The organism is Lacicoccus alkaliphilus DSM 16010 (assembly GCF_900142805.1).
In the GTDB taxonomy this organism is placed as follows: Bacteria; Bacillota; Bacilli; order Staphylococcales; family Salinicoccaceae; genus Lacicoccus; species Lacicoccus alkaliphilus.
In genome coordinates, this window is the sequence record NZ_FRCF01000011.1 from 50,159 (window position 1) to 77,156 (window position 26,998).

31 protein-coding genes are annotated in these 26,998 nt (G+C 49.5%); 22 read left to right on the top strand and 9 right to left on the bottom strand.

Annotation, left to right across the window (positions count from 1 at the left end; genetic code table 11):
- Positions 1–155: 155 nt before the first annotated feature.
- Positions 156–1,139, bottom strand: coding sequence for a M23 family metallopeptidase (locus tag BUA12_RS10660; RefSeq protein WP_072710597.1), 984 nt, complete (start codon positions 1,137–1,139; stop codon positions 156–158).
- Positions 1,140–1,290: 151 nt separating this feature from the next.
- Here BUA12_RS10660 and BUA12_RS10665 point away from each other — a divergent pair, with 151 nt between their 5' ends.
- Positions 1,291–1,674: a DUF2512 family protein gene (locus BUA12_RS10665; protein ID WP_072710598.1), complete on the top strand. Its 384-nt coding sequence runs from the start codon at positions 1,291–1,293 to the stop codon at positions 1,672–1,674.
- Positions 1,675–1,758: 84 nt separating this feature from the next.
- Here BUA12_RS10665 and speB read toward each other — a convergent pair whose 3' ends face one another.
- Positions 1,759–2,664: an agmatinase gene (speB, locus tag BUA12_RS10670; protein ID WP_218587339.1), complete on the bottom strand. Its 906-nt coding sequence runs from the start codon at positions 2,662–2,664 to the stop codon at positions 1,759–1,761.
- Between the two features lie 138 nt (positions 2,665–2,802).
- Entirely contained in the window at positions 2,803–3,429 is a 627-nt protein-coding gene (locus BUA12_RS10675) for an SDR family oxidoreductase (RefSeq protein ID WP_072710599.1), read from the bottom strand.
- A gap of 156 nt (positions 3,430–3,585) precedes the next feature.
- On the opposite strand from BUA12_RS10675, the gene BUA12_RS10680 reads away from it, so the two are divergent.
- The gene (locus BUA12_RS10680; protein ID WP_072710600.1) at positions 3,586–4,533 is read left to right on the top strand and encodes a GAF domain-containing protein; all 948 of its coding nucleotides are present in this window, start codon (positions 3,586–3,588) and stop codon (positions 4,531–4,533) included.
- Between the two features lie 4 nt (positions 4,534–4,537).
- On the top strand, positions 4,538–4,705 hold the full coding sequence (locus BUA12_RS13095; RefSeq protein ID WP_178138262.1) for a hypothetical protein: 168 nt from the start codon (positions 4,538–4,540) through the stop codon (positions 4,703–4,705).
- A 51-nt stretch (positions 4,706–4,756) separates the two neighbouring features.
- Here the strand turns inward: BUA12_RS13095 and BUA12_RS10685 are convergent, their stop codons facing one another.
- Positions 4,757–5,152: a hypothetical protein gene (locus BUA12_RS10685; protein ID WP_072710601.1), complete on the bottom strand. Its 396-nt coding sequence runs from the start codon at positions 5,150–5,152 to the stop codon at positions 4,757–4,759.
- A 208-nt stretch (positions 5,153–5,360) separates the two neighbouring features.
- Between BUA12_RS10685 and BUA12_RS10690 the strand changes: the two genes are divergently transcribed.
- A complete protein-coding gene (locus tag BUA12_RS10690) occupies positions 5,361–6,215 on the top strand; it encodes an alpha/beta fold hydrolase (protein WP_072710602.1) in 855 nt (284 codons plus the stop codon).
- A 53-nt stretch (positions 6,216–6,268) separates the two neighbouring features.
- On the opposite strand, the gene BUA12_RS10695 is transcribed toward BUA12_RS10690, so the two are convergent.
- The 3 genes from BUA12_RS10695 to BUA12_RS10705 form a co-directional block, all read right to left on the bottom strand.
- Positions 6,269–6,598 carry a hypothetical protein gene (locus BUA12_RS10695; protein ID WP_072710603.1) on the bottom strand — a complete coding sequence of 110 codons (330 nt, stop codon included), beginning with the start codon at positions 6,596–6,598 and terminating at the stop codon, positions 6,269–6,271.
- An 85-nt stretch (positions 6,599–6,683) separates the two neighbouring features.
- Positions 6,684–8,090: a YfcC family protein gene (locus BUA12_RS10700; RefSeq protein ID WP_072710604.1), complete on the bottom strand. Its 1,407-nt coding sequence runs from the start codon at positions 8,088–8,090 to the stop codon at positions 6,684–6,686.
- A complete protein-coding gene (locus tag BUA12_RS10705; protein ID WP_245772809.1) occupies positions 8,080–9,300 on the bottom strand; it encodes a M20 metallopeptidase family protein in 1,221 nt (406 codons plus the stop codon). The genes BUA12_RS10700 and BUA12_RS10705 overlap by 11 nt, the downstream gene beginning before the upstream one ends.
- Positions 9,301–9,467: 167 nt before the next feature.
- On the opposite strand from BUA12_RS10705, the gene BUA12_RS10710 reads away from it, so the two are divergent.
- The 12 genes from BUA12_RS10710 to BUA12_RS10765 all read left to right on the top strand — a co-directional run bounded on the left by BUA12_RS10710 (position 9,468) and on the right by BUA12_RS10765 (position 18,868).
- Positions 9,468–9,989 carry a hypothetical protein gene (locus BUA12_RS10710; RefSeq protein WP_143146133.1) on the top strand — a complete coding sequence of 174 codons (522 nt, stop codon included), beginning with the start codon at positions 9,468–9,470 and terminating at the stop codon, positions 9,987–9,989.
- A 250-nt stretch (positions 9,990–10,239) separates the two neighbouring features.
- On the top strand, positions 10,240–10,659 hold the full coding sequence (locus BUA12_RS10715; RefSeq protein WP_072710606.1) for a hypothetical protein: 420 nt from the start codon (positions 10,240–10,242) through the stop codon (positions 10,657–10,659).
- Positions 10,656–11,060: a hypothetical protein gene (locus tag BUA12_RS10720; protein ID WP_072710607.1), complete on the top strand. Its 405-nt coding sequence runs from the start codon at positions 10,656–10,658 to the stop codon at positions 11,058–11,060. The genes BUA12_RS10715 and BUA12_RS10720 overlap by 4 nt, the downstream gene beginning before the upstream one ends.
- 479 nt (positions 11,061–11,539) lie before the next feature.
- Entirely contained in the window at positions 11,540–12,571 is a 1,032-nt protein-coding gene (gene desA / locus BUA12_RS10725) for a Delta(5) desaturase DesA (RefSeq protein WP_072710608.1), read from the top strand.
- A gap of 106 nt (positions 12,572–12,677) precedes the next feature.
- The gene (locus tag BUA12_RS10730) at positions 12,678–13,799 is read left to right on the top strand and encodes a sensor histidine kinase (protein ID WP_072710609.1); all 1,122 of its coding nucleotides are present in this window, start codon (positions 12,678–12,680) and stop codon (positions 13,797–13,799) included.
- A gap of 1 nt (position 13,800) precedes the next feature.
- Positions 13,801–14,400: a response regulator transcription factor gene (locus BUA12_RS10735; RefSeq protein ID WP_072710610.1), complete on the top strand. Its 600-nt coding sequence runs from the start codon at positions 13,801–13,803 to the stop codon at positions 14,398–14,400.
- Positions 14,401–14,494: 94 nt separating this feature from the next.
- A complete protein-coding gene (locus BUA12_RS10740) occupies positions 14,495–15,820 on the top strand; it encodes a hemolysin family protein (RefSeq protein WP_143146134.1) in 1,326 nt (441 codons plus the stop codon).
- Between the two features lie 376 nt (positions 15,821–16,196).
- A complete protein-coding gene (locus BUA12_RS10745) occupies positions 16,197–16,886 on the top strand; it encodes a hypothetical protein (RefSeq protein ID WP_072710611.1) in 690 nt (229 codons plus the stop codon).
- Between the two features lie 116 nt (positions 16,887–17,002).
- Positions 17,003–17,227: a hypothetical protein gene (locus tag BUA12_RS10750; RefSeq protein WP_072710612.1), complete on the top strand. Its 225-nt coding sequence runs from the start codon at positions 17,003–17,005 to the stop codon at positions 17,225–17,227.
- Between the two features lie 12 nt (positions 17,228–17,239).
- Entirely contained in the window at positions 17,240–18,358 is a 1,119-nt protein-coding gene (locus BUA12_RS10755; RefSeq protein ID WP_072710613.1) for a serine hydrolase domain-containing protein, read from the top strand.
- Between the two features lie 13 nt (positions 18,359–18,371).
- Positions 18,372–18,596, top strand: a complete 225-nt coding sequence (locus BUA12_RS10760) for a hypothetical protein (RefSeq protein ID WP_072710614.1) — start codon at positions 18,372–18,374, stop codon at positions 18,594–18,596.
- Entirely contained in the window at positions 18,593–18,868 is a 276-nt protein-coding gene (locus BUA12_RS10765; protein ID WP_072710615.1) for a hypothetical protein, read from the top strand. The genes BUA12_RS10760 and BUA12_RS10765 overlap by 4 nt, the downstream gene beginning before the upstream one ends.
- Positions 18,869–18,902: 34 nt before the next feature.
- Here BUA12_RS10765 and BUA12_RS10770 read toward each other — a convergent pair whose 3' ends face one another.
- Positions 18,903–19,310 (bottom strand): hypothetical protein, encoded by a 408-nt coding sequence (locus BUA12_RS10770; RefSeq protein WP_072710616.1) that lies wholly within the window; start codon positions 19,308–19,310, stop codon positions 18,903–18,905.
- Positions 19,311–19,577: 267 nt separating this feature from the next.
- Here BUA12_RS10770 and BUA12_RS10775 point away from each other — a divergent pair, with 267 nt between their 5' ends.
- Positions 19,578–21,719 carry an ATP-dependent Clp protease ATP-binding subunit gene (locus BUA12_RS10775; protein ID WP_072710617.1) on the top strand — a complete coding sequence of 714 codons (2,142 nt, stop codon included), beginning with the start codon at positions 19,578–19,580 and terminating at the stop codon, positions 21,717–21,719.
- Between the two features lie 442 nt (positions 21,720–22,161).
- Here BUA12_RS10775 and BUA12_RS10785 read toward each other — a convergent pair whose 3' ends face one another.
- Positions 22,162–23,118, bottom strand: a complete 957-nt coding sequence (locus BUA12_RS10785; RefSeq protein WP_072710619.1) for a threonine ammonia-lyase — start codon at positions 23,116–23,118, stop codon at positions 22,162–22,164.
- Positions 23,119–23,232: 114 nt separating this feature from the next.
- On the opposite strand from BUA12_RS10785, the gene BUA12_RS10790 reads away from it, so the two are divergent.
- The 5 genes from BUA12_RS10790 to BUA12_RS10810 all read left to right on the top strand — a co-directional run bounded on the left by BUA12_RS10790 (position 23,233) and on the right by BUA12_RS10810 (position 26,804).
- The gene (locus BUA12_RS10790) at positions 23,233–23,670 is read left to right on the top strand and encodes a MarR family winged helix-turn-helix transcriptional regulator (RefSeq protein ID WP_072710620.1); all 438 of its coding nucleotides are present in this window, start codon (positions 23,233–23,235) and stop codon (positions 23,668–23,670) included.
- A 73-nt stretch (positions 23,671–23,743) separates the two neighbouring features.
- Positions 23,744–24,703 carry a ring-cleaving dioxygenase gene (locus BUA12_RS10795; RefSeq protein WP_072710621.1) on the top strand — a complete coding sequence of 320 codons (960 nt, stop codon included), beginning with the start codon at positions 23,744–23,746 and terminating at the stop codon, positions 24,701–24,703.
- Positions 24,704–24,727: 24 nt separating this feature from the next.
- Complete coding sequence (locus BUA12_RS10800) at positions 24,728–25,324, top strand: alpha/beta hydrolase (protein WP_072710622.1); 597 nt, start codon at positions 24,728–24,730, stop codon at positions 25,322–25,324.
- 159 nt (positions 25,325–25,483) lie between these two features.
- A complete protein-coding gene (locus BUA12_RS10805; RefSeq protein WP_072710623.1) occupies positions 25,484–25,798 on the top strand; it encodes a PadR family transcriptional regulator in 315 nt (104 codons plus the stop codon).
- 22 nt (positions 25,799–25,820) lie between these two features.
- On the top strand, positions 25,821–26,804 hold the full coding sequence (locus BUA12_RS10810) for a DUF4097 family beta strand repeat-containing protein (protein ID WP_072710624.1): 984 nt from the start codon (positions 25,821–25,823) through the stop codon (positions 26,802–26,804).
- Positions 26,805–26,998 lie beyond the last annotated feature (194 nt).

A 26,998-nucleotide genomic window follows, 5' to 3' on the forward strand; every position in this document is an offset into this window, starting at 1 on the left:
ATATCCGGACGGATCTTGCAGGACGTGGTATTCCATCCGGATTCTCAACAAATATCCGGACAGAAGAGGAACGAGGCTGCTCTCCATCCAGATTCCCGACAAATATCCGGAAACAGACCGAATAAAGCTCCGTGGCTTATTCCACGGGGCTTTATTCACCGCCTGAACCATCGGCCGACGGAATCGGAGACGGCCTCCATTATCGACCGGTCGTCGTCTTTCTTTTCAGACTTCAGCAGTTCCGGGGTGAATCTTTTCCTGTCGGGATCTAAAGTCGGTTTTGCGATGTCGCCCTGCACAGGTGTGCTGCCGTCTGCGAATCTGATCCTGAACGACTTGGCACGGACGGCCCTCGCTTTATCCATCACTTGAAAATGGATATGGGGCTCTGAGGAATTGCCGGAGTTGCCGCATCTGCCGATGACGTCGCCCTGCTGGACGATATCGCCTTCTTCGACCGTGATCGATTCTTTCTTGAAGTGGGCGATGAAGCTGTATTCCTGAGGTCCGTGCTGGATGATGACATGATTGCCGCTTGGTCTCTTTTCGTTCATCTCGCCCGGTGTGTTGTCCCGGATCTTATTGACGACTTTCACGACTTTGCCGCCGGCGGGCGCGATGATTGCCTTATCGAAGGCGTAATAGTTTTTATTGTCCGACGGGTCACCTGTATGCGTCACACCGTCTTTCATCATCAGTAGGTCATATGCGTATCTCTGTGATCCGTACACATAATGGTAGTTGATGAACTCATTATCGCCGCCCCAAAACACGAGCCATTCCTCTTTCACCGGCATCGTGTAGGAGACGTCGGAAACACTTTTTCCGTAGTCCTGGAACTCCACGAACGGTTTCATGGTGAGCATATGGATCATGTCATCCTCACCGAAGTAGACACTGAGCGCCTTCTTCCTTTTATCATCCACCCATAAATAATGCCTGTGAGCGCCGAGGTGGGAGATGTGCTTCAAATAAAACTGATGGATGTCCTGGTTGAAAGTGATGATCATTTTTTCGAATTGATCGAGCGTGATGCCCCCTTTCAATTCGTCGATGAACTGCCTGTAGATGACTTTTGGCGCCTTGGTCAAAAAAGCGGCCGCAAAATCATCCGGTTTGATTCTTTTATTACCCTTCATAATACACAAATTCCCCTTCATGGATTTTAATCACCATTATACTCATATGTCGGCGTTATGAAAATATTTCATGATTCCGGTATACATGTTTCCATCATGCATTTCAGGGTAAAGTTTTAAATGAATCACTATACGTATTGGAGGGGAATCCGTGGAACATGCCAAAGCACTCGGAATCAAAGGGATCATGACGCTGGTTGTTTTATGGCTCGTACTTGGGGCCGGTTATGATATGTCATTTTGGCCAATGATTCTGATCACCACCATTGTACTCGGGGTCATTTCCTATTTCGCCGGTGATATGGGGATACTGCCAACTGCGGGCAACATGATTGCGACCATTTCCGACCTGGTCGTGACGTTCCTGGTTGTATGGCTTCTCGGTCTTTTGATGACTGATATCAGCGGCGGCACAATTGCGCTTGCTGCAATCATTTCTGCAGTGATCATCGCAGTCGGTGAATATTTCTTCCATATTTATCTGTTTAAGGATGGACCGCAGCCGGCACATGGCAGCGATGGAAGGCACCCTTAATAAAATGAAAGTCCCCGGTGCCATCATATCGACGGCACCGGGGACTTTCGTTTGATTTTATGAAAACCCGGCCGGAGTTTAAAGTCACCCATCTATGGTATCTGTCATGAGGTAGATCAGATCCTTCGCAAGGGATGCAGCAGCGAGGGCCGTCATTTCTCCTGCGTCATAATTCGGCGTCACTTCAACCAGGTCTGCCGCGACGATGTCCAGACCGGTAAGGTGGCTGAGGAATGCGCGCAGCTCCCGGGTGGAGGGGCCGCCGGGCACCGGTGTGGCAGTACCTGGAGCGAAGGCGGGGTCGAGGGCATCGATGTCGATGCTGAGATATACGGGATTGCTGCCGACGATGGATTTCACTTTCCCGGCGAGGGCTTCGGGCCCCTGGGCCATCGCTTCATTTGCATAAATGATGTTGTAATCGAAATTATTCGGCATTTTCGTCCGTACATATGACTGGACCGAGGCCCGGGGATCGATTGCACCTTCCTGAACCAGGTCGTGTGCAAAGGAATTCCTTGAAATCCTTCCGTACTCCGTCTTGATTGAATCCTGATGACTGTCGATGTGGACCAGGGACAACGTGCCATGTTTCTCTTTCGCCGCCCGTATCGTACCGTAGGCCACCGTATGATCCCCGCCGAGCGTCAGCAGTTTCGAGCCTTGATCGAGTATCCGGCGGGCATGTGTATAAGTTTCATCAAGCATGTAGTCGAGACGTTCCTGACCGAGGTCGTAACCCACATCCCCATAATCGATCAGCGCGTTTTCAAGTTTCACATCGTAAGCCCACGGATAATGCATACTCATCTCATGCACGGAAGCTTCGCGCACCGATCTCGGCCCGAACCGTGCCCCGGGTCTGCGCAATAAACCCAGTTCAAACGGCACGCCCATGACAGTGACATCCTGATTTTCCGCGTCCCTCGAATGTGGCAGTCCCCAAAACGTCGAATGGCCGGCATAGGCCAGCATATCTATACTGCTCACTTTATCACTCCTTTGAAATTGCTCTTAATCATTTTTACCCGAGTTTGCAGGTTCGAAACCGGCAGTGCCGGTGTGGCGCCATATAAAAATCCGCACGATATCTGTGCTACAAAAGATATCGTGCGAAAATGAACGGTCTTATTTGAATAAATCTTCAATCGGTGTATCACCTTCGAGAAGCGTATACACTTTATTTTCAGCCTGATCGGCATCGACTGCATGTGCAATCACGGACGCAACATCTTCACGCTGGACGCTGCCGAATTCCTGGTTTTCTTCGGAAAGGCTGACTTTACCGGTGCCTGCATCATTCTCGAGCATGCCCGGACGGATGATCGTATAATCCAGTCCGGAAGCCTTAAGATGCTCATCGGCACGGTGTTTCGCATAAAGATAATGTTTCATCTCATCATATTGCTTCGGCGCATCTGCACCCATGGAGCTCACGATGACGAAATGCTTCACACCTGCCGCCCTGGCATTTTCCATACTCTCGATGGCGCCTTCCTGGTCGATGATGATCGTCATGTCTGCGCCGGTGCTGCCGCCGGAACCTGCAGCGAAAACGGCAGTATCCACCCCTTCAAATGCATGCGAAAAATCTTTCTCCAAATCTGCAAGCACCGTCCCGATGCCTTTTTCCTTGAACTGCTCCGTCTGTTGTTCCTTGCGCACCATCGCCACCGGATCGTGGCCTTTCTCTTTCAATTTTTCCACAGCCTGACGGCCGATTTGTCCGTTTGCTCCGATTACAAGTACTTTCATGAATAAATACCCTCCTTGATGAATCATTGGTCTATACCCCAAAAGGGTGGGGGTATTAAACATATCCCCGGACATTGGCAATTGATATTTCATGTCATTTATATTATATTTAATACGAACATATGTTCTGCTTTTCGGATGGGCAGGGGGGTTATCATGTCGATAAAACAATTGTTCAGTTATGTGATCAGTCTTATTTTCGTCGTCACAGCTTTAATACTCGTCAGCGCGGGCGCTTCGAGGGTGCTTGAGCAGACAGAGGTGAATGTCAGCTACATCGGCATCATCATTATGATCTGCACCACTGCCGGCTTCTATACTTTGATCGTTGAAGCTGCAAGGGGGTTCAGATCTTCGGCTGAGAAAATATCGATCTTCGGGCTCAGTTTCCATAACCCGGTATACGATCCCGAGTTCGAAGAGGTCCCTCAGGCGGAAGTCAAAAATATTAAAACGGATAATGAGAAGCTCCGTCAAGCGCGTGCGGATTTGGAAGATCTCATAGAAGCGTTATTATATGAACTGGAGTTGAAGGATGCGGAGCTTGAGGAAATCCAATATGTCAGTGAAACGTATATCCGCCATCATAAGAACAGCAGCCGACTCATACGTACGCTCGTCGGTCTGCTCGCTGAAGACAAAACGGACTGGCTCACGGAATTCTATGATAATGTGCTGGATGAATCCATCACCGTCCTTCACCAGGACCGCTCCGATAAATCATCAACCCTGTTCATGGTGGATGACGGCAAACTCAAAATGGCGGCCTATCACCGGGTGAACTTCACTTCCACAGTCACCAGGACCTTTGAGTATGGTGAAGGGTTTGCCGGTTGTATATGGAAGAGTGGTGAAGTGGCGCTCGTCAATGATATAAGTGAGAGCAGTTATTTTGAAGGGGATTTTTCACCCAACCACAACTACGGCGCCATCATCGGCCTGCCGGTCAAAATCAACCGGACAGTCGTCGGGGTCTTATGCATTCAGAGCGAGGGCGCGGACGGTTTCATCGAGGAAGATGTCGATACATTGAAATTTTACGCAGACATTTGTGGCCTCGCATATTATTATGATAATATGAATGAAAAGATCGATGCGGGGTGAATGTATGGTGAGTGCTTCATTCAAGAAATCCGGAGATGATATCGGAAAGCGCCAGCGTGAAATTTTGAAGGCTTCCAGGGCACGTTCAAAAGCACTGTACAAAAAAGCGGAGGCACTCGGTTTCAAACGTGGGAAAGGCTCCGATGACCGCAATCGTAAAAAAGATACGTGAAACGATCAACCCCTTCAGGAAAAGTACCTGAAGGGGTTGAATAATGACCGCTCATCGCGCTTCCAGATTTCTTTTTGAGTAAATCACTGCTGAAATGAATCCTGCGGCCACCAGAATGGTGATGAAAATCAAAACGAGATGGAAGATGTGGATTTCAAACACACCCAGCATCACAAGCGGCAGGGCGACGGCCATCGATACGAGGAGGGCGGTGAAACCGGTCATGATGCTCCTCCTGATGATCCTGTGCTTATCCGCTGATTCATTCTTACCGAAATTCGGAGCGAGGTAAGAGAAGCAGAAACTCATGATCGCAACGATGATCAGACTGTAAAAGGTCAGGAGTGGCAGGGGCGTGCCGTTGATGAGCATATCCCCGAGGTGGACGACCGGCAGTATCAGGAAAAAGACGCCGTAGACAAGAAATGAAATTTTATTATCGTTCATGAAATCACCTCATCCTATAATTCTCATATCACCTTAATGATAACATGTGAAATACATATGATACATGGATGTGTATAAAAAAGACCCCTGTCAGCATTGAGGTGAACCCAAAAAGGGGAAACACAATTTAAAAGGTACCTCTCCATTGAGGAGGTCACTTGGATTTAACCGTTCCTGCCGGGGGTATACTCCAAGTGAGGTGATTTCAATGAGTGGGTACGAATCAAAGTATATAGATTTGGAGGACGTGACGCTGCACATGAAGGTGGCTGGGGACGCAGCGGGTGAACCGGTCATCCTGCTGCACGGCTTCCCCGAATTCTGGTACGGCTGGCGGCATCAGATCGATGCGCTTGCAGGTGAAGGGTACAGGGTGATCGTCCCTGACCAGCGCGGCTACAACAAGAGCAGCAAGCCGGACGGGACGGGCGCATACCACATCGACAAGCTCCGGGATGACATCTTGGGCATCATGGACCATTTCGGCATGGACCAGGCCAATATCGCCGGGCATGACTGGGGCGGTGCGGTCGGCTGGCATCTGGCGAGCACCCGGCCCCGGCGGGTCAAAAAATTCATCGCCGTCAATATCCCGCATCCTGCGGTGATGCCGGAAGCCGTCAAAAAATATCCAAAACAGATTTTCAAAAGTCTTTACATCGGTTTCTTCCAAATACCGGGAGTGCCTGAAAAGGTGCTCAGTACGGGCAACTATCGGAATATGGCACGGGCCCTCACGGCTTCCGGCAGGAAGAACACATTCAGCGAGGAAGATCTCGATCGCTATAAAGCATCCTGGTCCGAAGAAGGGGCGCTCACAGGTATGTTGAACTGGTACCGTGCAGCCCCAAAAAGCATCTCTGCCCTCCGCAAGGATGTCCCGGTGCCGACACAGATCATCTGGGGCACGGGTGATCAGTTCCTGTCGAAGGAGCTGGCGGAAGAGAGTTTCAAACTGCTCGCATCCGGTGACATCGCCTGGATAGAGGCGGCCACACACTGGGTCATGCACGAACGGCCGGAAATCGTCAACAGGCATATGCTCAGGTTTTTGAAAAAATAAAAACACCGCCGTATCAGTCGAGAACGGTCTCAAACTGATGCAGCGGCGTTTTATCATCCGAGTATTTCGTGATATTTGAACTTGAAGCCCATGAAGACGAAGGAATACGGATCCTCTGATGCCTTGACTTCTTCGGTGACATCATAGGAATCATAATATAAATTGTCGTCCACGGAGTATAGGACGGCTTTTTCATCATTCCTGATCAGGAAGTAGGCGTTCTTCCTGACTCTCGCCCTCAGGGCAGCTTTTGAAGTGAAGGGCATGTTCACAAAGTCGCTGAGCACGAGTTTCGCAAAAGACTGGTCTTTCCTCGGCTGCAGTACAATCACTTCATCTTTTTCCCCGGCAAGTGCATAAATCTTCTTTTCCTGGGCATTCATGGCAGACCTCCAGTTAATGATCTTTATCTTCCATTACAATACCCGTTATATGAATTTTGAATACATGATACACGTAATCCATCCTTTACAGCGGGCCGAGGTTGATCATTACGGCGATGGTCAGAAGTATGAATGAAGCGAGTGACAATAGCAGGAACAGCGGCAGGAACCATTTTGCCCACTTGATCCATGGCACAGCGGCTACAGCGAGACTGGCCATCAGCGGGCCGGAAGTCGGATAGATCGCATTCGACAGTCCGTCGCCGAACTGGAAGGCAAGCACCGTCACCTGTCTGCTGATGCCGATCATATCTGCAAGCGGGACCTGTATCGGCATCATGATTGCTGCCTGTCCGCTGCCGGACGGGATGAAGAAGTTGAAGATCGAGTTGATGATGAACATCCCGATTGCCGTGAGCACCGGCGACAGTGATTCCAAAGGTGCGGCCAGTGCGTTCACCATCGTGTCTAGGATGTTCGCATTCTCCATGATGACGAGCACGGCGCGGGCCAGTCCGATGATCAGGGCGCCGTAGACGAGCTTCTTACAGCCTTCCAGAAACGTCAGTGTCAAAGTGTTGTAGTTCATGCCTGCGATCACACCGGCGACAAGCCCGATGATGATGAAGAAGGCGGCCATATGATCGGTGGTCCATTGGAACTGCACCACCGCAAAAACGAAAAATCCCAGTGCTGCGGCCGTCCATCCGAGAACGAGCTTATGCCTCATGGTGAAAGTGTCATCGAGTGCCGGGTCATCCGCCTCCGGTTCCAGTACGCCCATCAGGCTGCGTTCAGGGTCTGCCATGATTTGTTTACAGTAGCGCCACGTATACCATATTGAAATCCCGGTGAAGAGGGCGAATGCGATGATCCTGAAAAGCATGCCCGAAAATAACGGGACATCGGCAATGTTGTGGGCGATCCCCACGGTGTACGGATTCAGGAATCCGGCAGTGAAGCCGATGAACGCTGCATTGAAGGTGATTGCGACCGCGACGATCGCATCCAGTTTCAGTGCGCGGGCAAGCATCACACCGATCGCGACGAACGGTATGACGGAATTGGCGAGCGCACCGACCGCGCCGCCGAGCGCAAACAGCACGGTGATGACGGCGATCAGCAGGAATTCCTTACCGCGCATCGTTGAAATCGTCGACAGCATGCCGGCTCTGATCGCCCCAGACCGTTCAATCACTTCGAACATGCCGCCGGCAAACAGCACGAGGAATATCAGTCCTGCGGAGTCGACCATCCCGGTCTGGATGGCCATGAAGACATCCATGAAGCCTGCCGGATTCCGGGCGGCTTCACTGAAGGAACCGGAAACGACGCGTTCCACACCATCGACCTCTTCACGGTCGAACATGCCTGCAGGGACGAAATATGTAGCGGCAGTGACGAAGAGGAGGACCAGGAACACGATGACGTAAGTATCCGGCATCTCCCATTTCTTCCTGACGGGCAGCTGGTTGTTGTATTTATTGTTCATGGGCGGCCTCCAGTCCAAGAAGATGGTGGGACACTGCAGTCAAAAACACTTTTCCGATATTGACCATCGAACGTTCGTCGGGATCGAATTTCGGATGGTGTAGTGTGTATTTCGGCTTTGAGTCATCAGTCCGGGCCCCGACAAACAACAATGTGCCCGGGATGACCTTCAAATAATCTGCAAAATCTTCAGCTGTGAGTGCCGGTGCCTTTTCACGCGTCTTCAGTTCAGGTACGTGGGTATCCACGAGCGATTTCAAATTTCGGGTCTCGGGTATATGGTTGTAGACGGCATCGTATCCTTCGGCGAAATTGACTTCAGCCGTCGCACCGAACTGCTCTGCAGTCGTTTTGGAAATATGCTCGATCGACTCACGCATGGCCATTTTCGTTTCATTGTCATAACATCTTGAAGTGCCGGCAATGTATGCTTTCGACGGAATGACGTTATATGAGTCGCCGGATCTGATTGTGCCGACGGTGACGACCCCCGATTTCTGTGGGTCGAGGCGGCGGCTGACGATGTTCTGGAGATTACCGACAAGCTGACAGCCGGCGACAAGGGTATCGACGGAAGTGTGTGGTCTGGCGCCGTGGCCGCCGTCCCCGTGCAGATAAATTTCGAAATTGTCACCGGCGCCCATGGCGTAACCTTCAGTGAAGCCCACCTCGCCGAGCAGACCTTCGTCCCATACGTGGGCGCCGTAGATGAAATCGACGTCCTTCAACAGGCCGGAAGCGATGAGCTCCGATGCACCCCCCGGCGGCTGTTCCTCCGCATGCTGATGTATGAAGACGATATTCCCATGCAGCTGGTCTTTGTACTGCACAAGCACACGCTCAAGCATCATCAGTGCCGTGGTATGTATGTCATGGCCGCAGGCATGCGTGACACCCTCGACCGTCGATTTGTATGGCGCATCTTTTTCATCATTCATCGGCAGTGCATCAAAATCAGCGCGCAACCCCACGGTCGGACCGGGGTGTGCACCTCTGAGGATGCCGATGACACCGCTTGTGCCCACGTTTTCATAAGTTTCGAGATCAAGGGATTTCAAGTGGTCCGCGATGATGCGCGGCGTGCGGACTTCTTTGAAAGACAGTTCGGGATGCATATGAAAATCCCTTCTGACTTCTATCATTTCAGGGTAGACGGATTCAAGGCTTTCAAACATCCGTCCCAGCATTTCCTTGGAAGCAATGGTTTCCATTTTAAAATTCTCCTTCAAATAAGATGGTATTCATAATAATACAGTAAAATGCAAAAGTAAACACCGGTTGCTGTGGCACGCAAAATTAATCATATAATAAAAACGTTTTCAAGTATATCGGGTATAATGATAGTATGAAAGTAACCTGTTAAAAGGCAGTGAATATGATGGATAAGAAGATGAGTATACGGGTTGTGAGAAAAACGGGCGTCTTCGGGTTTTGGAAGCCCGTGCATTTCAAGCTTGATGAGGAAAGATTTGCAGAGATCAGAAATGAGGAAGAACTGACCATCGACCTGCACCGGGAAGGTGCGCGCTTCAGCATCAACTATAATGAAGTGTTCGACCTGAGCAATAAAGTCACAGTCAAAAACGGCGATGTCGTCCTGATCCGTTATACCTGGCTCAACTATATGCTCTATGCACTGCTGGTGTCGATATTGCTGCTGCCTGTGATGTTCCCGCTATACGACTATTTCGGATTATGGGCCTTATTCCCCATGGTCGTCTCAATCGTGATCACGGCAAAGTATTCAAACACATTCAAAGTGGAAGTGCTTGAGAACATCCATGCATCCGAGAGAAGCAGGCAGGCGGTGGCACGCGAAGAGGAAGAAGAGGAGTATGGCGGTGTGATCAATTATAGGAGTACCGGCGCAAAACCGCCGCGGGGAAGTGGGAAGGCTTAAGTGGTATCAGGGATTTCCGGACAGCTGCATAGGGATGCGTGTTTCCATCCGGATTTCGGGTGAGTATCCTGACAGAAGCGTGCGGTCGCGAGGTTCCATCCGGATTTCGGGTGAGTATCCTGACAGAAGCGTGCGGTCGCGAGGTTCCATCCGGATTTTGGGTGAATATCCGGACAGGGCGGCTTGCACGACGAGCTTCATCCGGTTAAAGACACTCAAGCAGGTTACGCAGGAAAGGGGGGAGTCATGAATGGATATCAAAGTGATGAGGAAATACAACAGGCTCGACTCGATTACGCCGCTCATCATCAAAATCAATGGCGTGGAAGTAGATAAAATACGGATCGGGGAAGAGGCGACGCTCGAACTGCCGGATGACACGGCCGAGATGAGTCTCGAGCCGATATTTGAAAGGGTGGAGCCTCTCCCGGTGCAGGACGGGGACATCGTCATGATCAGCCGCAGGACACTCCATTATGTGCTGCAGTTCATCGCGCTGTTTTTTGCGCTCGCCCCGGGCATACTGATGATCATCAATATTGAATACTGGCCATCGCTCATCTTCTTTCTCCCGGCGGTGGGCACCACTTTCCTCATCGATTTCTTCATGAAGACCTATCAAATGGAAATTGTCGGCAATAGTAAACATCAAAAGGGGAGCAGATCATGACGGTGAAGATCATCAGGAAAAATGAGCGGCTGACCGCCGAGTGGACGGAGCTTGAAGTCTATGTGGACGGGAAGAAGAAGACTTCCGTCTTCGGTGATGGTTCGACTGAAGTCGAACTTGAAGGGGAAACTGCTGAACTGAAAGTCAAACAGATCATGAACAGGGCAGTCACCAGGCAGGTGAAGGCCGGCGATACTGTCGAAGTCTCGAACTCACGGGCCGTGACCCGGGCAGTTCCTCTTCTGCCGCTGATGTTGCTCATCTTGTTCGCATTTTCCTATTTCGGGCTGTTCAACTTCGGGATGGCGGGTGTTCTGGTCATAGGCTTCATCATTTTCCTGACCGGTGTTAAACCGCTGCAGATCAAAGTCATCGGCAGCGGTCAGGAATCCGGAAGCTGAAGGGGCGTGCCATCATGTTTCATCTTCTTCATTAAAAGGTACATCATTATAAGAAGAGACTCACGAAAGGGAGTGCGGAAATATGAATGCACTGTTGATATTCGGGCTGGCGACGGTGATCATCGCCGTCATCATCGGTATGGTCTTCAAAGGCATCGGCAAAGCCAAAAAATAAAAACCGCATATAAATGACGACGGCAGACGGGGATTCCCGCCTGCCGCTTTTTTAATTCGTCAACAGAATGATGAGTACAAAGACGATGACGATGATTAATGTGATTGAAATACCATATTTCATAATGAAGACCTCCTGATCAAGTTATTTCCCCATACCCATATTTTCACCACCTATAACCATTTACATGAATATCGGTACAAATATGACAAATGTCATATATTATTGCTGACAAAATCCTCTATCCCGCGTCCCTCCTGCAATCTATAATTATAGTTGAATAGAAAACAGGGAGATGAATCCAATGACTAAACAAAAGCAGGCGGAGCTGAAAAAGTCGGTCATGCCTTACGCAAAGTCCCAGACCAAGAGAAGCATCATCCAATTGCTCAACACAATCGTGCCCTTCTTCATATTATGGTTCCTGGCATACCAGGCACTCAGCATCTCATTCTGGCTGAGCCTGCCATTCAGTATTCTGGCGGCAGGTTTCATGATACGTACATTCATAATCTTCCATGATTGTGCACATGGTTCATTCTTCAAAAATAAAAAGCTCAATCACTTCTTCGGCACGTTCACAGGCGTCATCACACATTTCGCCTTCGACAGATGGAAGACCGAACATGCGATGCACCATGCGACGAGCGGCAACCTGGATAAACGCGGCATCGGTGATATCTGGGTCATGACTGTGAATGAATATGAGGAAGCAGGCAGATGGAAAAGACTTCAGTACAGATTGTACCGCCACCCGGTCGTGATGTTCGGGCTCGGGCCGCTGCACCTGTTCCTGAGTGCCAACCGTTTCAACCGTAAGGAAGCGAAGCGTAAGGAGAGGCTGAATACGCATCTGATCACATTGATACTGGTCGCCGCTTATCTTACCATCGGCTTCACCTTGGGATGGCAGGCGATCCTGCTGGTCCAGCTGCCGATCGCCTACATCGCCGGCATGGCAGGGATCTGGTTGTTCTATGTCCAGCATCAGTTCGAAGACTCATATTTTGAAAATGAGTCGGAGTGGGATTTCGTCAAAGCGGCAGTCGACGGCAGTTCTTACTATAAGCTGCCGAAATGGCTCGAGTGGATGACGGGGAGCATCGGCTACCACCACGTGCACCATCTGGCGCCGAGAGTCCCGAACTACCATCTTGAAGAAGCGCATGAGAATACACCGCCGCTTCATCAGGCGACGACGATCACCCTCAAGACGAGCCTCGAATCAATCAAATTCAGGCTGTTCGATGAAGATCATAAGAAGTTCATCACATTCAAAGACTTGAAGCAGCGTGTCGGGGAGAGCAGCATGAAACGCAAGCCGACGGTGCATTAATCGATATTCAGGCCCTTCCATACGGGATATGGAAGGGTCTTTTTTAATATTTTAATCGGGCATAAACTGGTATAATTGAACAAATAAAACGATGGGAGGCGGCACTATGAGGGATTGGTATCATATTTTCGCAAAGAACACAGGGCTCAGTTTATATATATGGATCGTCTTTTGTGTGCTGCCGTTCTACTTCATATTCCGTTCGACCGCGTCACTCGAAATATTCTTCGGGGTTGCAGTCACCATGTTGTTCTTCATCGTCTTCTGGCTGACATACAATGTGAGGGGCCCGAAGATTTATATCGGGCTCAGCATCGAATTCGCCATCAACATCCTGATGACTTATTTGTTCGGGTATGTGTATTTCGCCTTGTTCATCGCATTCTATGTGGGAATCATACGCAACAGGACCGGGTTCATATCCATGTATGTGATCCACCTTGTGACGACGATCGCTGCAATGGTGATCGGCTTCATCGACAACTACTCTTTATTCCTCAATCACCTGCCGTTTTTGATCATGACGGTACTCGGGGTCATCCTGATTCCCATCGGCAAACGGAACCGCATCCAGACTGAAGAACTGGAGTTCCAGCTGGCAGATGCCAATCAGAGGATCGCCGAGCTTGCGATTGCCGAGGAACGCCACCGGATCGCCCGTGACCTTCATGACACACTGGGACAGAAACTGTCGATGATCGGGATGAAGAGTGAACTGTCATCCAAGCTGATTGATAAAGATAATGATAAAGCTAAAAACGAACTGAAGGACATCCAGGATACATCCAGGCAGGCTTTGAAGGAAGTGAGGGAACTGATCAGCAACATGAAATACATCAGTCTCGATGAAGAGATCAAAAGGGTGGGCGGTATGCTCGATATGGCGGATATCGATAATGATACGACCATAGAAGCAGAGTACAGTCATGTCCCCGAGCTGACGGAAAATATACTGAGCATGTGTCTGAAAGAAGCAGTCAATAATGTGATTCGGCACTCCGGGGCGGCGCACTGCAGCATAGAATTGCTGGAGACCAAAGGTGATATCCTGCTGAAGGTGACGGATGACGGAAAGGGTGGCGGGAGTTTCGTATACGGCAACGGTTTGGAAGGCATGAAAGAGCGTCTGTCGTTCGTCAGCGGCGAACTGGACACGATCCGGACGATGGAGGGCTTCGAGCTGAACATCGCGGTGCCGAAAGTGCTGAAGGAAAGGGAGGAAGATTGATATGATACGCATTGTCCTTGCTGAAGACCAGAAACTGCTGCTCGGTGCCCTCGGCTCGCTCCTTGATCTGGAAGATGACATGGAAGTCGTTGGAAAGACGGTGAATGGGGAGGAGGCGTTGAAAATGGTCGAAGAACTGGAGCCGGATATATGTCTGATGGATATAGAGATGCCGGTGATGACGGGACTTGAGGCAGCTGAGGAATTAAAGGATACCGGATATAAAGTGATGATCCTCACGACTTTTTTAAGGCCGGGGTACTTTGAAAGGGCGAAAAAGGCGAACGTCCGGGGCTATCTTCTGAAAGATACCCCGAGTGAGACGCTCGCCGATGCCATCAGGCAGGTCATGGATGGCAAGAGGGTATATTCCCCTGAATTGATGGAAGTCGCATTCGAATTGGACAACCCGCTGACGAAAAGGGAGCAGGAAATCATCAAACATCTGGCGGAAGGTGAACCGACGAAAGTCATTGCGGAAAATCTCAGCTTATCGGACGGCACGGTCCGGAATTATGTTTCGGTCGTGTTGGATAAGCTGGATGCCAAAAACAGGATAGAAGCCATATCGAAAGCGATTGAAAAAGGGTGGTTGAAGTAGAATCGGGATGGCGTGGTGAATCCGGATTGTCTTGAGCGGTTCATTCCACTGTCCTATAATGACATTAAGGTGTTTATACTACGGGGGTCATGATGTGGAAATAGGAATAATCGTCCTTATAATGATGATTCTGTTGAATGGATTTTTTGCCGGCTCCGAAATTGCGCTGATTTCACTGAATGACAACAAAATAAGAAGGGATGCAGAAGCGGGCGATAAAAAAGCGCAGATGATCTTCAAGCTGACTTCGAGACCGACCCGCTTCCTTTCCACGATTCAGATCGGCGTCACTTTGTCGGGTTTTCTCGCAAGTGCATTCGCTGCTGATTTCTTTTCAGCACCGCTGGCCGGATGGATGGCGGACATCGGCGTGCCGCTCCCGGTGGCCACGCTGCAGACGATCTCACTCGTGATCATCACCGTCATCCTGTCGTATTTCACGCTGGTTTTCGGGGAGCTTGTGCCTAAGCAGCTGGCCTTATCGAAGTCGGAATCTTTCTCAAACGTCATCATTGCACCGCTCACTCTGATGTTCAAAGTCGCCTACCCATTCGTGAAACTGTTGTCCATGTCGACGAACGGTGTGGTGCGGCTTTTCGGTGTGAATCCCGAAGCCGAGCGTGACGATGCCTCGGAGGAGGATATCAGGATGCTCGTCGACCTCGGCGGGGAACGCGGCCATATCAGACCTTCCGAGAAGATGATGATTGAAAATGTCTTCAAATTTGATGATATCAAAGTGACGAATATCGGCACCCACCGGACCGATATGTCAGTCATTGATGTGGATGCGACACTTGAGGAAACAGCATCCCGGGTCAACCGGGAAAAGTATACGAGGTTTCCTGTATATGAGGGGCACATCGATAACGTCATCGGCATCCTGCATGTCAAAGACCTTGTGGAACTGCTCGAAGCAGAGCGGGCATATCGTGCCGAAGACTTTGATATCAGGAACTACTGCCGCAAGCCCTTCTTTGTGATGGAAAACCTGAAGATTGATGCCGCGCTCAAGACGATGCAGCAGAACAATATCCACCTTGCCATCATCCTGGATGAATATGGCGGCACCGAAGGGCTGATCACGATTGAAGATATTTTGGAGACGCTTGTCGGTGATATCCAGCCGGAACACGGTGGGGAGTCCGCGAGAATAACGAAGATTTCAAGTAATGAATATCAAGTTAAAGGGAACATTCATCTGATCGATGTCGAAGATTTCATTGATAAGGCACTGCCGACGGGTGAATATGATACTTTGAACGGTTTCCTGATCGATCAGATCGGTCATCTCCCAAAACCCGGGGAAAATCCTGAGATCGTCTATAATCAGCTGTGTTTCAAAGTGAAGAAGCACAGGGAAAAGAGGATCGATGAAGTCGTCATCACCATCATGGATGAAAGTGATGGTGCGGAATAAACGGCTGACCGGAAATCTTTTGGGGTTTTCCGGTTTTTATTTTGTGTTGGAAGTGGATTCGCAAGGTTACCCCGGAAATCATGAAAGGTTACGAATCATGAGGTAATGAAGCATAAAAGGTATGTATAATGATGATGAGTCATAAATCATATGAGGAATGGGGGACACAATGATGCTGAAAAAATTCATATTGCCCGTCTGCATTTTATTGCTGGCGGCGTGCGGCGGTAATGAGGTGGACGAGGAGATCAACGATGAAGAGGATGACATCATCGTGGAGGAGACATCCTAAGAAAATGAAAGTCCGGCTGAAGAAGGGCCCGGCTGGGAAGGCAGCGAGGCGGAAGCTGAATCGGCAGAAGCGGATATTGAAACTGTGGAGGAAGAGGAAATCGACGTCGCTGCTGAGAGTTCAGAGAAAGTGGCTTTTGAACTGGTTAAGGAGGATACTTTCACCAACGATACCGGACACGCGGTGTGGGGGAAGTATCAGGAGGTCACGGAGGAATATGAGCTGAAGGATGTATATGATCCTGAAGGCAGCGGGACCTCCATGGATGAAGTCGAAGAGATGATGGCTGAGGCGGAGGTTGAGCCGGAATCATTCGATTTGGACGACGGCCGCACTTTGATGATCTATCATTTTCCGGATGAAGCACTCGCACATGAGGACGGGGAGCCTTTCATCATGGCTGACGTGAGCTTCGTCTTCGATGAAGAGGATCACCTCATCCATTCCTCCGTTGCTCCGGGATTTTATGAATTGGAGCTGTCCGGGACGCCGGTGGCTGAGGATCTGGAAGAGGTGGTATACCTCACGGATCTTCAGGAGAACCACGAACCCCAGGTGTTCACCATAGCTGAGATGGTCATCAACGGGGCGACGATTACACAGACGATGATCCCGGTCGATGCCGGTGACAACACTCTGGGGCTCTACATCTATGGGCTCGGTGACACCATCGTCTACAGTAATGGCGACCTCTTTTTCACCGTCAGCACGGATTTCCCGACATATTCCTACCTTCACTTCCAGGAGCTGGTCCATGCATATGGCGGGATGTAACCAATCACCCCCTTCTTTGCGCGGAGGGTTTTATTTACAAAAAGCCTTAAATTAATGATGGATCCCGCGTAATCCTATATAATGAAGGAAAGATACATAATCGAAGGATGATCATTATGAAAGAATTCCACAGGGAATTGATTCATCTCGGGACGTTCAGCTTATTGGCAGTGATTTTTTATTTTGCGGGGAATGTCCTGATCGATACGGTCTTCGACACGCGTCCCAATATCGTGATCCTGGGCATATTGCTGATCGTCATGCTCGGTGTCGCTTATTTCATCGGCAGATGGATCGCCGATGCGGTGGAGCGGATCCTCCCGGGCAAGAATTCAAAGTAAGAGGTGTCGGATTTGAACTTTTTGATGAGCGGATTGAATATAGCATTGTCTCTTTTGGTCATTGGATTTCTGCCGCATCAGGAAGTGACGGATTACATACCGCTGGCTTCACTTGATGAAGAGGAACAGATTGAAAACCATCTTTTTGAACGGACTGAGGGCTCCGGCCTGCATGGGGCCGTCTTCATGATCGAGAACGACGGGGAAGTGACCGAAGCTGCTGCCGGCAGCCTGGAGGCGGACACGCCGTTCAGCATCGCCAGCGTCACCAAAATGTTCACGGCAGCCGTCATCTTCCAGATGATCGAAGACGGTCTGATCGACATGGGTGATACGATTGATATGTACCTGACGCCCGGGGAATATTCAGGCCTTCATGTATATGAAGGGGTGGAATACAGTGAAAGCATCATGATCAGCCAGCTGCTCAATCATACGACGGGACTCCCTGCCTATGCCGAGAGCGAGGCGGAAGGGCTCACCCTTGTCGAGGCGTCCCTCGACAACGGGGAGGCCTTCACTTTTGAATCAAAACTGGATGACGCAAAAGGGAAAGGGGCCAGGTTCATGAACGGCACCGATGCCTATTATGCAGACATCAATTATGATATATTGGGGGAAATCATCGGGCGGGTTTCCGGTGAGTCGCTGGAGTCGCAATTTGAAGAGTATATCATCGCACCGCTTGGGCTCGAGGACACCGGATTTGCGGAGGATTCGGATGAAGTGCCGCCTGTCACGGTGGACGGGGAACCGAGGGACATCACACCGGTTCTTGCCAACATGCGTGCAAGCGGCGGCCTGGTGAGTACGGCATCCGACCTGCTCACATTCACTAAAGCATTTTTCGAAGGTGAAATGTTCGGCACCTCATTCATAGAGGGCGGGATGCGGGACATCCAGTTCCTCTTTCACCAGTACGGCACCGGTGTGATGCAGTTCGATGTGAGTGGAGAAATCCCCGCCCTCAATATTTATGCGCTCCAAGGGCACGCCGGCATCACGGGCAGCTTCGCTTTCTACAATACGGCGCTCGATGCATATGTGGTGGGCACTACGAACCAGGCGGACAATCCATTGCTGACTTATGAACTCATACAGCAGTTTTTGGAAATCACTGAAGCGGATTGAAAGGAATTGACAGATGGACAGGATCAATAAAACATCGCTCATACTGGGGATAGTGTGGGTGGTCGTCTCATACGTGCTCGTGACACAGGTATTTTCGGACTGGTTCTACGCCCGTCCGGTATGGCTGATACCGCTCACCATCATCGGCGGGGTCGTCATCATCAGGATTTTATTCGACATGATACTGAAATACGATTTTTTCAATAAGGACTACAAGAAACAGGAGAGGCAAAAATGACGAATCAGAATACGATGAAATATGTAATCTCGGCATTGCTCGGCGTCGGCTTATTCGGATTTCTATATATAATCATGGAGGTCATCACCTTCTATACATTCCCGAGGATGCTCGGATCCGTTGCCGTGGCTTTGATCGGCGGCGGAGCGATAGGGACCATCCTGCAGCGCCTGCCGGATGAAGGTGAAAAGAATACGTGGAAGTATTATACGGTGTGCTTCACGGTCATGGCCATCATTGCATTCATATATATCAGGCTTGTTGGATATTGAAAAACCGTCCGGAGGATTCCCCCGGACGGTTTTTTCATGGCTCACCGGCTTGTTCATCACTCACTTTTTCAAGGATGAAGCCATCGATTTTGGACAGGTAATAAAACACCGCCATGGCCAGGAATACGATGAAGGCGGTGGAAGTCAGGAAGTCATCTATGAAAAATATGACGGCCATCAAAGCCACGAAGAAGATGGTGAAGATCCTGCTGTACTTCTTGTTCGTCTTCACCAGGACATCATCTCCGTCTTCGACCTCCAAAGCATTGCTCTTCATGCCCTGCTGGCTGACCGTCAACACTGCCCGTCTGCGTTTCTTCGGCAGCTTGTAATGCTGTTCCTCGAGCCTGCGGATTTTGCCGGCCTCCTCATCATTGATATATACTTCCATACCGGTCGCACTTCCGAACCAGCTGGTCTTCCTCGTCAATTTAAAAGACATAACAAACTCCTTAATCTCATTTTCTTCCCTGATTATATCATGAATGAGTGTCGCGCGTACTGAACATCAAAATGTTTATGAAATGATCTCGAGGGGGAGTATAATAGTGAAGTGAAGCCTTATGCACCAAGGGTTTGGAAGACATTAGAATGTGTGAGCAACAGGGTTGATTTTCTCAAAAAAGGATGTATAATATAGTTATAGTCAAAGATAGTCAAAGTCAAATAAGGTTGACTGTCAATGAATCTGAAAAGGGGGCATTTAATCATGAAATGTCAAAATTGTGGTATCAATGATGCAAATGTTAACTTGGCGATGAATATAAATAACCAGAAAATGCAGATGCATTTGTGTAATGCATGTTTCCAGGAAATGAAGTCCCAAACGATGGACCCGAACAGTTTCTTTGGTGGAAATGGTTTCAGCGGACAGGAATTCAACAATTTCAACCAGGCAAATGGTAACGGTGGATATAAGGCAGGTGCTCAGACACAGACGAAAGCACCGGAAAAAGACGGGCTCTTGGACCAGCTTGGCACGAACCTCACTGATAAGGCACGGCAAAACGGGATCGATCCGGTCATCGGCCGTCATCAGGAAGTGAAGCGTGTCATCGAGACGCTGAACAGGCGCAACAAGAACAATCCGGTACTCATCGGTGAACCGGGCGTCGGTAAAACGGCGATTGCCGAAGGTCTTGCGGTCAAGATCGTCGAAGGCAACGTGCCGACAAAATTGATGAATAAGGAACTCTATATCCTCGATGTCGCTTCACTTGTGGCGAACACGGGCATCCGCGGCCAGTTCGAGGAACGCATGAAGCAGCTGATCGAAGAACTGAAGCAGCGCGAGGACGTCATATTGTTCGTCGATGAAATCCACCTGATCGTGGGTGCGGGCACCGCAGAAAGTTCACAGATGGACGCAGGCAACATTTTGAAGCCGGCGCTCGCACGCGGTGAAATGCAGCTGATCGGTGCAACGACTCTGAAGGAGTACCGTCAGATTGAAAAGGACGCGGCACTTGAAAGACGCCTGCAGCCGATCACGGTGAAGGAACCGACGCTTGAAGAGGCCGCACAGATCCTGAACGGCATCAAGGACAGGTATGAAAAGTTCCATGAAGTGAAATACTCCGACGAAGTGGTGCAGTCATTCGTCAACTTGTCGCACCGCTATATCCAGGACAGATTCCTGCCGGATAAGGCGATCGACTTGATGGACGAAGTCGGTTCAAGGCTGAACCTTTCGAATGCCGAGAAAGACTCAGGGTCCATTGAAATGCACCTTGAGAAAGTACGCGCAGATAAAAAAGCGGCGGCGGAAGAAGAAGATTATGAAAGAGCGGCGAACCTGCGCTATCAGGAAATGCAGCTCGAAAAGCAGCTTGAGAAATCACAGTCCCCGGACAACGAGCAGATCATCGATGTGGATGTCACGGACGTCCAGCTGATCGTCGAAGAGAAGACGGGCATTCCTGTCACGAAAATGCAGACTGATGAACAGTCCAAGATGCGTGAACTGGAAAGCAACCTGGCTGCGAAAGTCATCGGTCAGGATGAAGCGGTCGGCAAAGTCGCGAAAGCGGTACGGCGCTCAAGAGCCGGACTCAAGTCCAAATACCGCCCGATCGGATCGTTCCTGTTCGTCGGACCGACCGGTGTCGGTAAGACGGAGCTGACCAAAGCACTGGCGGAAGAATTATTCGGTACACGTGAATCACTGATCCGCCTCGATATGAGTGAATACATGGAGAAACACAGTGTATCAAAGATCATCGGTTCACCACCGGGGTATGTCGGTCATGAGGAAGCGGGTCAGCTGACCGAGCAGGTGAGGCGCAACCCGTATAACATCATCCTGCTGGATGAAATCGAGAAAGCACATCCCGATGTGCAGAACATGTTCCTCCAGATCATGGAAGACGGCCATCTGACCGACTCACACGGCAGGACTGTGAGCTTCAAGGAGACCGTCATCATCATGACCAGCAACGCAGGCACGGGCGTCAGCACAAACAGTGTCGGATTCGGTAAAAATGAAAGTGATGCAGTCGCGACGCTTGAAAATCTGAGCGACTTCTTCAAACCTGAATTCCTGAACAGATTCGATGCCATCATCAACTTCAACGAGCTTGCCGAAGAACACCTGCTTGTCATCGTCGATCTGATGCTTGATGAATTGAATGAAATGGTCAAAGAGAACGAGATTGAAATGACCGTGACCGATGAAGCGAAGGAAAAACTGGTCAAGATGGGATATGACAAACGCTTCGGCGCAAGGCCGCTGCGACGTGTCATCCAGGATAAAATCGAAGACCAGCTGACAGACCTCATCCTGGAAGGGGACGATGTCGGCAAAGTCATCGCCAATGTCGTGGACGACGCAATCGTTGTTGAAAGAGCATAATGATGTTTGAAAGCACAACCTTTGAAGGTTGTGCTTTTTTTTGTTTCATTATATGATGCTGTGAAATGGATGGAGCGTCCGGTTTCACTACATAGGAAGCAGCTTATGCCACGAAATGATCTGAAGTGAAGGGTTCATGGCAGGAGAAGACGATGTATGCCATGAGTATGCTTCAAACCGGAGTTCCATGGCATCATAAGGTGTTTTATGCCACGAAAACGATGAAAATGCATTGTTCATGGCATCAAAGTGCCGATCATGCCATGAAACAGAAGATGATCAAGAGTCATGGCATACAACCATCACCTGCAACCACTTTATTTTCCGGAGTGTCCGCAGTCCTCAAACGACGGGGCCGGGGGCGATGATCAGAATCAGCGGCAGCAGCACGCTCCGAAAGTGGAGGTGCCTTCCAGCCTGTGGTTGACCGGATTCATATTGGTTAATACTCGATATCTTCCAACAATTCGAGTTGTTCGAAGCCAAGATTGCCGCCTGAGATGATGAGGCAGACTGTCTCGTCTTCACTGACATCCAGCTTCCTATCAAGCAGGGCGCCGAGGCCGATGCATGAAGATACTTCCGCGAGGATTTTGCCTTCCATCAGCATCATCTTCTGTGCTCTCAGCATCGTTTCATCGGAAACGTTCAAAACATCATCGACGTGTTTTTGCACCACTTCAAAATTACTGGTGCCCGGCCGGTTGACGACGAGGGCATCTGCAATCGTCTTCGCAGACTCCACCTGTACAGGTTCACCGGCTTCAAGGCTTTTCGTATACCTCGGCAGCTTTTCCGGCTCAACGCCTGTAACCCTGCCTTCGAATCCGGATGCCTTCAGGGCTGTCGAAACCCCGCCGATCAGTCCGCCGCCGCTCACCGGCACGAGTACATGATCGAAAGGAACGTCCTCATCCATGATTTCAAGGCCGATGGTGCCCTGACCGGCCATGATCAGTTCATCATCAAAAGGTGGCACGATCGTGTAGCCGTGCTCCCGGGCGAGGTTTTCGGTCACGATGAAACGGTCGTCGACCGTACAGAACTCCGTTCCGGCCCCGTGCTTCCGGATGGCTTCGACTTTAAACGCCGGCGCGGTTTCCGGTATGACGACCGTCGCCCTGATGCCGAGCAGCTTCGCAGCGAAACTGACAGCCTGGCCGTGGTTGCCGGAAGAGGAGCAGATGATGCCCGCTTCACGTTCAGCATCGGTGAGACTGAGGATTTTATTCATCGCGCCCCGGAGCTTGAACGCTTTCGTGTTCTGCATGTTTTCAAGTTTTGCGTAGACTTTGCAGCCTGCCGATTCATCCAGGTTCTGCAGGCGGACCAAAGGGGTGTTCACCACATAAGGTTTAACACGGTCCCTGGCTTGGTATATACTACTAAGGGATATCATCAAAAGACCTCATTTCTCTTTTAGTTATAAATAAATCAATTGACTTGAACAAATAAAAAGGTTAAAATTATCTCGAAATCGAAATAATTTTAGTTCACGATAGAAGGTGGAACAATGAATCGTACGGAAGAATCTTTGAAAGCATTCGTCGGTATCAAGCGTACCAATGAATATCTTGAACGTCACGTGAAAAGGGATGCTGCACGGCATGGTCTGAACATCACGGAATTTGCCGTCATGGAATTATTATACAGCAAAGGCGACCAGCCGATACAGCATATCAGGAACAGAATTCTGATCGCCAGCAGCAGCACGACATATGTCGTCGATAAACTGGTCGAAAAAGGATTCGTCGAAAGACGTCCAGACACCCGCGACAGAAGAATCAGCTTTGCCACCCTGACAGATGAGGGCAGGAAGCTGATGGAGGAAATATTCCCGCCGCACGCCGAGCTGATCACTGAATTATTCAGCGGTTTGAGCGATGGGGAGCTGTCCGTCTTAAGGGAGACCTTAAAAAAGATAACAATGGAAACGGCTCAGACTAAATAAGTTTGAGCATCGTTTTTGAATTCTGTCTCGATTTCGAGATAGAATGATATCATGAGTATAGGAGGCGTTTTGAATGTCCAATAATGAATTGCTGGGCATCCATCATGTAACGGCAATTACAGATGATGCGGCCAGGAATTATAAGTTCATCACAGATGTCCTGGGGATGCGGCTTATAAAAAAGACGGTCAATCAGGATGACATCCACACTTACCATACGTTTTTTGCAGATGACGTCGGGAGCCCCGGAACCGACCTCACTTTTTTTGATTTTCCGGCTAAAACCAGAGGCGAACATGGTTCCAATGCCATCACCCGCATCGGCCTGAGGGTTCCGGATGATGCTGCACTTGAATATTATGAATCACGATTCAACGACTTCGGTGTGGCACATGAAGGCATTCAGGAAATGTTCGGTATGAAGGTGCTGCCTTTCGAAGAGCCGGATGGCCAGAGGTACAGGCTGTTTTCCGATGCACATGATGAAGGCGTGCCTGCGGGAACCCCATGGAAGAACGGTCCGGTGCCGGAAGACAAGGCGATCTACGGGCTCGGTCCGATTGAAATCACGATTTCCTATCAGGATAAATTCGTCCACAGTCTGAAGGAGATTTATGATATGAGGCTTGCAGGGGAAGAAGACGACTGTGTTCTTCTTGAAGTCGGTGCCGGCGGCAACGGTGCCCGGGCCATCGTCCGTAAAGACGGCAGCCAGTCTGCAAAGCAGGGTTACGGCGAAGTGCATCATGTCTCTTTCAGGGTTGAGGACCATGAAGTGCTCAAGGCATGGGAAGCGAAATACGATGATCTCGGCCTGCAGCATTCGGGCCTTGTAGACCGGTTTTATTTTGAGGCCTTATACGCCAGGGCCGGTCATATATTGATCGAGTTATCAACGGACGGACCGGGCTTCATGGAAGATGAATCATACGAGACGCTGGGTGAATCGCTTGCACTGCCGCCGTTTCTCGAGCCGCAGCGGGAGCATATAGAAGCACAGATCAGACCGTTCGACACGACACGCAGCAAATAAAACAAATTCAGGAGGTAATATCATATGTTACACATTTTTAAAGAAGGTAAGAAAGGGGCGCCGGTTTTCGCAGTACTGCACGGGACCGGAGGCACCGAGCACGATTTGATCCCGCTTGCGGAGATGCTGAATGAGGAGTACAGCCTCCTCTCCATCCGCGGAAATGTTCAGGAAGGCGGCATGAACCGTTACTTCAAACGCCACGGGGAAGGGCAGTACGATTTGGAAGATCTGGAATTCAGAGGAAAGGAACTGCTTGATTTCATTGAGGAATCCGCGGAAAAATATGATTTCAAAACTGAAGATGTCATCCCGATCGGCTTTTCAAACGGATCGAACATCGCGATCAATATGATTCTGAGGGAAGAGTGCGACTTCAGAAAAGCACTTTTATTCGCACCATTATATCCGGTGGACCTTTCGGACAACAATAAAGACCTGAGCGGATTCGAAGTTTTCCTATCTCTCGGTAAAGGCGATCCGATAGTGCCTGAAGAGGAGAGCGAGAAAGTGGTTGAAATTTTCAAGTCACGCGGCGCGGCCGTCAAACACAGCTGGGTCAACGGCCACAGCCTGCCACAGGAAGTTGCGCTTGAAGCGAGAGACTGGCTGAACCAGTAACATGGATTTTTGTAATGACCACCTCTGATGATATAGGGGTGGTCTTTTTTCATTTACTTACCTTGTATTATTCACTAGTGTGTTATATACTGTAATCAATTAGTGAATATTAAACAGTACTGAACTAAAGCTGATATAGCCTGCGAGGGGGGTCACCGAATGAATGCACAGTTTAAAAAAGGGTCGCTCGAGCTATGTGCCTTGTCTTTCATCAACCAGGAAGAGCAATATGGATATCAACTTGCCCAAAATATCGGAAAGTACATCGATATCGCAGACGGCACCTTGTATCCGCTGCTCAGGCGGCTGGTCAAGGACGGCCATGTGGACACTTATTTCATGGAATCGACGGGCGGGCCGGCACGGAAGTATTATACGTTGACGGCATCGGGGGAAAAGCATTTCAAAAGCATAAAAGAGGAATGGAAGACCTACACGAAAGCGGTCAATCAGTTGCTTGAAGAGACGGACTAAACATTGGGGGGAGAACGTCATCATGACAAAGAAAGATTTTTTAAGGAAACTGGAAAGTGGATTAAGGCCATTGCCTGCTGCGGTGAGGAATGAAATCTTAAGCGAATATGAAAATCATATCAATGAAGGTATGCACGACGGAAAGAGCGAAGGGGCGGTCGTTGAATCACTGGGTGATCCAGCAGCCATTGCCGAAGCGGTTTTATCGATTGAAGACGGCATGGTTGAAGAGAAAAAGTATATCCCCATGCAATCCAATTTCATCAGGGAGATCAACCCTAAAGAAATTGACATCATCGATATAGACGGAGATTTCTTATCGGTGGAGGTTGAGCAGGGATCAAAATTCGAAATGAACTTTGAAAGCCATGATGGCAAGAGTGATTTCTCGCATGGGGTCGATGGAAGCAGGATGCATTTCAAACACAAGAGCAAAAATGTGAATAAAATCCACTTTAATATACTTGGATTCCTCCGCAATAGAAATTACCGCAGCGACAGGCTTACGATCACCTGGCCTGAGAATCTGATAGAATTGAAGGTCAGGACCGGGAAAGGTGCCATTGAACTGGCCGGGTTGACATCTAAAAATTACGATATCACCACTGAACTCGGGAATATCAATGCTAAAGACATCGTTGGCGTGAGGGGTGACTTCAGGAGCGAGATGGGCAGCATTACAGTAAAAAATAGTGCTTTTGACGACATTATGCTCAAAACCGATATGGGCAAGGTGAAACTTGAGGATGTCGGTGCGAACAATCAGGAGTTATCGACGGATATGGGATCCATAGATATAAAAAATGCTCATCCTGACGCCAATATCAATGCGCATACTGATATGGGCTCCATCGCAGTCATCTACAAGAAGAACCCGAAGAAGACCCGGATCATCGCCGATTCGAAAATGGGCGGTGTGGCCAACCAGCTCGAGCATTATGTGGTGGAAAATCCGGAATATACTGCGAAATTCAAAACATCCATGGGCGCCATCAGCATTCATTAGTTAATACTACTAGGTCCACCCGGATATTGAAAGTTGGGTCGATTTAGTTTTATTTGCGTTCAGTATTAGAAGGATTCCCAAGCTTTTATCAAAATCAGATAAGATTACGAAAAATCTCATCAAAATCCGGACGGAACCTGTTGATTTGCATTTTCTGGCTGGTATATCAAGCAAAAACAGGATGGAAGAGTGAT

Excerpts from the sequence above, each read along its gene's own strand:
- BUA12_RS10660 (WP_072710597.1), bottom strand. The coding sequence starts at position 1,139 with ATGAAGGGTAATAAAAGAATCAAACCGGATGATTTTGCGGCCGCTTTT.
- BUA12_RS10675 (WP_072710599.1), bottom strand. The coding sequence starts at position 3,429 with ATGAAAGTACTTGTAATCGGAGCAAACGGACAAATCGGCCGTCAGGCT.
- BUA12_RS10680 (WP_072710600.1), top strand. The coding sequence starts at position 3,586 with ATGTCGATAAAACAATTGTTCAGTTATGTGATCAGTCTTATTTTCGTC.
- BUA12_RS13095 (WP_178138262.1), top strand. The coding sequence starts at position 4,538 with ATGGTGAGTGCTTCATTCAAGAAATCCGGAGATGATATCGGAAAGCGC.
- BUA12_RS10685 (WP_072710601.1), bottom strand. The coding sequence starts at position 5,152 with ATGAACGATAATAAAATTTCATTTCTTGTCTACGGCGTCTTTTTCCTG.
- BUA12_RS10690 (WP_072710602.1), top strand. The coding sequence starts at position 5,361 with ATGAGTGGGTACGAATCAAAGTATATAGATTTGGAGGACGTGACGCTG.
- BUA12_RS10695 (WP_072710603.1), bottom strand. The coding sequence starts at position 6,598 with ATGAATGCCCAGGAAAAGAAGATTTATGCACTTGCCGGGGAAAAAGAT.
- BUA12_RS10700 (WP_072710604.1), bottom strand. The coding sequence starts at position 8,090 with ATGAACAATAAATACAACAACCAGCTGCCCGTCAGGAAGAAATGGGAG.
- BUA12_RS10705 (WP_245772809.1), bottom strand. The coding sequence starts at position 9,300 with ATGGAAACCATTGCTTCCAAGGAAATGCTGGGACGGATGTTTGAAAGC.
- BUA12_RS10710 (WP_143146133.1), top strand. The coding sequence starts at position 9,468 with ATGGATAAGAAGATGAGTATACGGGTTGTGAGAAAAACGGGCGTCTTC.
- BUA12_RS10715 (WP_072710606.1), top strand. The coding sequence starts at position 10,240 with ATGGATATCAAAGTGATGAGGAAATACAACAGGCTCGACTCGATTACG.
- BUA12_RS10720 (WP_072710607.1), top strand. The coding sequence starts at position 10,656 with ATGACGGTGAAGATCATCAGGAAAAATGAGCGGCTGACCGCCGAGTGG.
- desA (WP_072710608.1), top strand. The coding sequence starts at position 11,540 with ATGACTAAACAAAAGCAGGCGGAGCTGAAAAAGTCGGTCATGCCTTAC.
- BUA12_RS10730 (WP_072710609.1), top strand. The coding sequence starts at position 12,678 with ATGAGGGATTGGTATCATATTTTCGCAAAGAACACAGGGCTCAGTTTA.
- BUA12_RS10735 (WP_072710610.1), top strand. The coding sequence starts at position 13,801 with ATGATACGCATTGTCCTTGCTGAAGACCAGAAACTGCTGCTCGGTGCC.
- BUA12_RS10750 (WP_072710612.1), top strand. The coding sequence starts at position 17,003 with ATGAAAGAATTCCACAGGGAATTGATTCATCTCGGGACGTTCAGCTTA.
- BUA12_RS10760 (WP_072710614.1), top strand. The coding sequence starts at position 18,372 with ATGGACAGGATCAATAAAACATCGCTCATACTGGGGATAGTGTGGGTG.
- BUA12_RS10765 (WP_072710615.1), top strand. The coding sequence starts at position 18,593 with ATGACGAATCAGAATACGATGAAATATGTAATCTCGGCATTGCTCGGC.
- BUA12_RS10770 (WP_072710616.1), bottom strand. The coding sequence starts at position 19,310 with ATGTCTTTTAAATTGACGAGGAAGACCAGCTGGTTCGGAAGTGCGACC.
- BUA12_RS10775 (WP_072710617.1), top strand. The coding sequence starts at position 19,578 with ATGAAATGTCAAAATTGTGGTATCAATGATGCAAATGTTAACTTGGCG.
- BUA12_RS10785 (WP_072710619.1), bottom strand. The coding sequence starts at position 23,118 with ATGATATCCCTTAGTAGTATATACCAAGCCAGGGACCGTGTTAAACCT.
- BUA12_RS10790 (WP_072710620.1), top strand. The coding sequence starts at position 23,233 with ATGAATCGTACGGAAGAATCTTTGAAAGCATTCGTCGGTATCAAGCGT.
- BUA12_RS10795 (WP_072710621.1), top strand. The coding sequence starts at position 23,744 with ATGTCCAATAATGAATTGCTGGGCATCCATCATGTAACGGCAATTACA.
- BUA12_RS10800 (WP_072710622.1), top strand. The coding sequence starts at position 24,728 with ATGTTACACATTTTTAAAGAAGGTAAGAAAGGGGCGCCGGTTTTCGCA.
- BUA12_RS10805 (WP_072710623.1), top strand. The coding sequence starts at position 25,484 with ATGAATGCACAGTTTAAAAAAGGGTCGCTCGAGCTATGTGCCTTGTCT.
- BUA12_RS10810 (WP_072710624.1), top strand. The coding sequence starts at position 25,821 with ATGACAAAGAAAGATTTTTTAAGGAAACTGGAAAGTGGATTAAGGCCA.